The sequence below is a fragment of the Nocardiopsis sp. NPDC058631 genome, from assembly GCF_042716955.1.
In the GTDB taxonomy this organism is placed as follows: Bacteria; Actinomycetota; Actinomycetes; order Streptosporangiales; family Streptosporangiaceae; genus Nocardiopsis.
The window spans coordinates 1-3747 of the sequence record NZ_JBHXQY010000187.1 but is presented as its reverse complement, the minus strand read 5'-3'; the positions used below and the strand labels follow the sequence as shown (position 1 = coordinate 3747).

2 protein-coding genes are annotated in these 3747 nt (G+C 69.2%); one reads left to right on the top strand and one right to left on the bottom strand.

The genetic code is table 11. The features are described 5' to 3' along the window. The coding region (locus ACFWTE_RS29775) for a nucleoside hydrolase (protein WP_378783274.1) at positions 1 to 922 on the bottom strand (922 nt) is incomplete at its 3' end. Positions 923 to 1090: 168 nt separating this feature from the next. On the opposite strand from ACFWTE_RS29775, the gene pcrA reads away from it, so the two are divergent. Further along, the gene (gene pcrA, locus ACFWTE_RS29770; RefSeq protein WP_378783273.1) at positions 1091 to 3421 is read left to right on the top strand and encodes a DNA helicase PcrA; all 2331 of its coding nucleotides are present in this window, start codon (positions 1091 to 1093) and stop codon (positions 3419 to 3421) included. Positions 3422 to 3747 lie beyond the last annotated feature (326 nt).

The window sequence follows — 3747 nt, the reverse complement described above, 5'->3', positions numbered from 1 at the left end:
GGGAGTCGAGCATCCTGCCGAGGAACTCGGCCTCCGCCACACCGGTGACCACCCTGGCCGCACGGCGGTCGTCGCCCTTCGGACGCGGACGCAGGTCGGCGACGGTCATCCCGCGCGTGAGCCCCCCGGACAGCTCCACCCGCAGCGGCACCTCGAACGAGTCCGTCACCAGGTGCGGGTCCACGAGAACCGCGGCGGCCAGCGGGTCGTGCATCGCGCACTGGCGGACGCCGAAGATCCCCGTGTAGAACTCCGCGTAGAAGTCCAGGAACGCCGACGTGCGCTCGGCACGCTCGCCCGGGACCGACCGCAGGTCCGACAGCCACTCGGGCGTGGCCACCGTCTCCATCGTGATGTCCAGCGCCACCAGGTCCATGGCGAACCCGGCCGCGAACACCGCCTCAGCGGCTTCCGGGTCGTTGCTGATGTTCGCCTCGGCGTGCGAGGAGACGTTGCCGGGCACACGGACCGCGCCGCCCATCACCACCAGGCGCCGCACCAGCTGCGGCAGCCGAGGCTCCAGCCCCAGCGCGATCGCCACGTTGGTGAGCGGGCCCACCGCCAGCACGTCGATCTCGCCCGGGGCCTCGCGGACCAGCCGCACCAGCAGTTCGGCCGCCGACTCCTCGACCGGTTTGCCCGCGGGCACCGGCAGCTCGACGTCGCCCAGGCCGTTGCGGCCGTGCACGTGTGCGGCCAGCCGCGGCTCCTGTACCAGCGGCCGCCCGGCGCCCACCGCCACGGGCACGTCCGGACGGCCGTACAGCTCCAGGAGCCGCAGCGCGTTGTCCGCCGTGATGTCGACACTGTTGTTGCCGAAGACCGCGCCGACACCGACGATCTCCACCTCCGGGCGCGCGGCCAGGTAGGCGAGAGCGACGGCGTCGTCGATCCCCGGATCGCAGTCGACGAACACACGCATGGTCAAGGAAACTCCCCCCGAGACAACCACGGTCCCCCACCGGGAACCCGTACGAAAACAGCCTAGGTCGCCGGTCAGCGCGCTTTCACCCACAAAACTGGCAAGGAGGGGCGGACCGCCCCCAAGGACGGGGACAACGCCGTCCTCGGGCGGCCGTAACCTGGAGTCGTGTCCTCCCAAGAGCAGCTTCTCGAAGGTCTGAACGGTCCCCAGCGCGACGCCGTCACCCACAGCGGCGCACCGCTCCTGATCGTGGCGGGCGCGGGATCGGGCAAGACCCGGGTCCTGACGCACCGCATCGCCCACCTCATGGCCGAGCGCGGCGTACGCCCGGGTGAGATCCTCGCGATCACGTTCACCAACAAGGCCGCCGCGGAGATGAAGGAGCGCATCCAGGCGCTCCTCGGCGTGCGTGCGGCCAACACCATGTGGACGATGACGTTCCACTCGGCGTGCGTGCGGATCCTGCGCAGGGAGGCGCACCGGCTCGGCTATCCCAGCAGCTTCACCATCTACGACTCCGCGGACTCCGCGCGTCTGATGCAGCTGGTCTGCAAGGAGATGGACCTGGACCCCAAGCGGTTCCCGCCCAAGGCGTTCTCCTTCCAGGTGTCCAACCTCAAGAACGAGCTGGTCGACTACGACACGGCAGCCGAGCAGGCCCAGACCGAGCAGGAGAAGAAGCTCGCCGAGGCCTACCAGCTCTACCAGCGCCGCCTGCACGAAGCCGGCGCGATGGACTTCGACGACCTGATCATGGTCACCGTCAACCTGTTCCAGATGTTCCCGGACGTCGCCGAGTACTACCGGCGCCGGTTCCGGCACGTCATGGTCGACGAGTACCAGGACACCAACCACGCCCAGTACGCGTTCGTCCGCGAGCTGGTCGGTGCGGCCGAGGACTCCGACACCAGCGTGGTGCCGCCCGCGGAGCTGTGCGTGGTCGGCGACGCCGACCAGTCCATCTACGCGTTCCGCGGCGCCACCATCCGCAACATCCTGGAGTTCGAGCGGGACTTCCCCAACGCGCGGACCATCCTCCTGGAGCAGAACTACCGCTCCACCCAGACCATCCTGTCGGCGGCCAACGCCGTCATCGACCGCAACGAGGGCCGGCCGGCCAAGAGCCTGTGGTCCGAGCAGGGCGACGGCCCGGCCATCACCGGTTACGTCGCCGACAACGAGCACGACGAGGCCGCGTTCGTGGTCGGCGAGATCGACAAGCTCACCGACGACGGCACGGTCACGCCCAGCCAGGTCGCGGTGTTCTACCGGACCAACGCGCAGTCCCGTGTGTTCGAGGACGTGTTCATCCGTACCGGCCTGCCGTACAAGATCGTCGGCGGCGTGCGCTTCTACGAGCGCAAGGAGATCCGCGACGTCCTCGCCTACCTGCGGGTCCTGGCCAACCCCGAGGACACCGTCAGCCTGCGGCGCATCCTCAACGTGCCCAAGCGCGGGATCGGCGCGCGGGCGGAGGAGTCGGTGGAGCTGTTCGCCGCCCGTGAGCGGATCTCCTTCTCCAAGGCTCTGCGCCGGGTGGACGAGGCGCCGGGGATCGCGACCCGCTCCGTCAAGGCGGTGCAGAACTTCACCGCGCTACTGGACGAGCTCGCGCATGCCGTGCCGGGCAGCACACCCGCCGAGGTCGTCGAGGCGGTGCTCAGCAAGACGGGGTACCTCTCCGAGCTGGCCGAGTCCAAGGACCTCCAGGACGAGAGCCGGGTGGAGAACCTGGAGGAGTTCGTGGACGTGGCCAGGGAGTTCGAGCACACCTTCGCCGTGCTCCTGGAGGAGGAGCCCCCGGACGAGGACGACGAGGACGGCGCCGCCCCCTCCGGGACGCTCGACCCGGGGGAGCCGACACTGGTCGACTTCCTGGAGCGGATCTCCCTCGTCGCGGACACGGACCAGATCCCTGACGCCGACGACACGGGCGGCGTCGTCACGCTGATGACCCTGCACGCGGCCAAGGGACTGGAGTTCCCCGCGGTGTTCCTCACCGGCATGGAGGACGGCGTGTTCCCGCACACGCGCACCTTGGGCGACAAGACCCAGCTGGAGGAGGAGCGCCGGCTCGCCTACGTGGGCCTGACCCGTGCCGAGCGGCTCCTCTACATCAGCCGCGCCGCCGTGCGCAGCGCCTGGGGGACCCCGTCCTACAACCCGGGCTCACGGTTCCTGGACGAGATCCCGTCCTCGCTGGTGGACTGGCGCCGGGCGGAGTCCAGCCTGGCCTCGCCGCCCAGCCGCAGCATCGGGGGCGGGCGGGGGACCGGCGGGTTCGGCAGCACCTTCGGCAGCGGTCCTCGTCGGAGTGCGGGCAAGGAAGCACCGACCCTCAGCGTCGGAGACCTGGTCAACCACGACTCGTTCGGCATGGGCCGGGTGCAGTTGGTCGAGGGGGCCGGGGACAGGACCAAGGCCCGGATCGACTTCGGCGCCGACATCGGGGAGAAGGACTTCCTCGTCAAGTACGCCCCGATCGAGAAGCTCTGACGGCTCCGTGGGCAGGTGTGTCCCGTTCCGTCCCCGGGCCCGGGCGGAACGGGACACGCGACACCGACGGATTTCTCGGAACAGGTCCCGAGGACTCCGGCACGGGGGTACAGTTGGTCAAGACCGAGCGAGACGGACGCGGAATCTCTGCGGACGTGCCGGTCCCTCCCCGAGTCAACACCAGTACGGCCTCCGAACTTCGCGGTTCGAGCACTGCACTGGCCATGTAAACTCAGGGAGTCGCTTCAAAAGCCAAGTCCATTCGGACAAAAGCAAACGAAGCAGAACGGGCTTTACCCCGATCAGAACCACAAACCGCCGATTTG